This window comes from Streptomyces sp. SID3212 (genome assembly GCF_009865405.1).
Taxonomy (GTDB): domain Bacteria; phylum Actinomycetota; class Actinomycetes; order Streptomycetales; family Streptomycetaceae; genus Streptomyces.
Map to the genome: position 1 here is coordinate 1 of NZ_WWJY01000845.1, position 1985 is coordinate 1985.

Sequence of the window (1985 nt, forward strand, 5' to 3'; positions counted from 1 at the left end):
GGGCGCCGGTCCATCGGCGCCCGGCGCCGGTCAGACCGCGTCGAGTCCGCGTCCGTGCGCGTCGTCGTACGCCGCCCGGGACTCCGCGATCGTCACCCGGTGACGCTCGGCCCAGTCCGTCAGCCCCAGCAGGCTCGCGTGCAACTCACGGGCGACCGGGGTCAGTTCGTACTCCACCTTGGGCGGGACCGTCGCGTGCACCGTACGGGTCAGCAGTCCGTCGCGCTCCAGGTTCCGCAGCGTCAGCGTGAGCATGCGGCGGCTGATGCCCTCGATCGAGCGCTCCAACTCCGTGAAGCGGATGGGCCCGTGGGCCGCCGCCACGATGATCAGCACGCTCCATTTTCCCGCGACCCTGTCAAGGACTTCCCGGACCGGGCAGGCCTGCGCGTGCACGACCTGGGTGGTTACACGCGTGTTCCCCTGGGACATCGAAGTGCCTCCTTCTGCCGAGCTTCACAGTCACCCACGATGACCTCCGTTACAGATCGTGCGCCTTTGGAGGTCAAGACCCATGGACAGGGACGAGCAGACCGTTCCACCCTCTCATTCTTCCCGCCGGACGGCACTCGCCGTGCTGTGCGCGGGGAGCCTCATGACCGTGCTGGACGGCAGCATCGTGACCGTCGCGATGCCCGCGATCCAGTCCGATCTCGGCTTCTCGCCGGCCGGGCTGGCGTGGGTGGTCAACGCGTATCTCATCGCCTTCGCGGGCCTGTTGCTGCTCGCCGGCCGGCTGGGTGACCTCCTCGGCCGCCGGCGGATGTTCGTCTCCGGGCTGGCCGTGTTCACCGTGGCCTCCGTGCTCTGCGGGCTCTCCCCCGGCGCCGGAACGCTGGTTGCCACGCGCTTCCTCCAGGGCGTCGGCGGGGCGATGACCTCGGCGGTGGTGCTGGGCATGCTGGTGGCACTCTTCCCCGAGGGACGCGAACGGGCCCGTGCCATCGCCGTGTTCAGCGCGTCGGCCGCCGCGGGCGGCGCCATCGGCACCTTCCTCGGGGGCGCCCTCACCGCGACCCTCAGCTGGCACGCGATCTTCCTCATCAACCTGCCGATCGGCGCCGCCGCGCTGATCGCCGCCCGGCGGGTCCTGGCGGACGACCCCGGACAGGGACTGCGCGAAGGCGCGGACTACCTGGGCGCCGTCCTGGTCACGGGCGCGCTGATGCTCGGTGTGTACACGCTCGTGCAGACCGCCGACCACGGGTGGGGTTCGGTCCGTACGCTCGGCCTCGGCGCGCTGTCCGTGCTGCTGCTCGCGGCCTTCGCCGTGCGGCAGGGGTACGCCGCCGATCCGCTGCTGCGGCTGGGGCTGCTGCGGTCCCGTACCGTCACCGGCGCCAATCTGGTCCAAATCCTCATGGTCGCGGGGATGTTCACCTTCCAGTACCTCGGCGCGCTCTACCTCCAGCGGGTCCTGGACTTCGGGGAACTGGCCACCGGGGTGGCCTTCCTGCCCGCGCCGGTGGTCATCGGGGTGATGATGCTCGGGTTCTCGGCGCGGCTCAACGCCCGTTTCGGACCGAGGCCGTTGCTGCTCGGCGGGCTCGTCCTGATCGTGGGCGGGCTGGCGTTGTTCGGGCGGGCGCCCACGGACGGTTCGTACGCGACCGACGTCCTGCCGGTCATGGTCCTGCTCGGGGTCGGCTTCGGGCTGGCGATGCCCGCCCTGACGGGCCTGGCCATGGCGGACGTACGCCCGGAGGACGGCGGGCTGGCGTCGGGGCTGTTCAGCACGACGCAGGTGGTGGGCGGAGCGCTGGGGCTCGCCGTCCACTCGGCCCTCGCCTCGGACCGTACGCGGAACCTCCTCGCGGCCGGTGAGGACACGGCCTCGGCGACGGGCGGTGGCTACCGGCTCGCGTTCCTCTCGGCGGCGGGGGTGGCGACGGCGGCGCTCGTGGTGGCGGTCGCGCTGCTGCGGCGGGGGCCGTCCGGGGAGACGGCGAAGGAGGCGGCGAAGGAGGCGGCGCCGGACGCCACGG

At 72.2% G+C, this 1985-nt stretch carries 2 protein-coding genes; one reads left to right on the forward strand and one right to left on the reverse strand.

The genetic code is table 11. The annotated features are described in order from the left end of the window. Positions 1–30 precede the first annotated feature (30 nt). Positions 31–432, reverse strand: coding sequence for a helix-turn-helix domain-containing protein (locus GT042_RS25695; RefSeq protein WP_161311108.1), 402 nt, complete (start codon positions 430–432; stop codon positions 31–33). A gap of 163 nt (positions 433–595) precedes the next feature. Here GT042_RS25695 and GT042_RS25700 point away from each other — a divergent pair. Further along, positions 596–1985, forward strand: a 1390-nt coding sequence (locus GT042_RS25700; protein WP_237531166.1) for an MFS transporter, incomplete at its 3' end; no start/stop codon positions are given.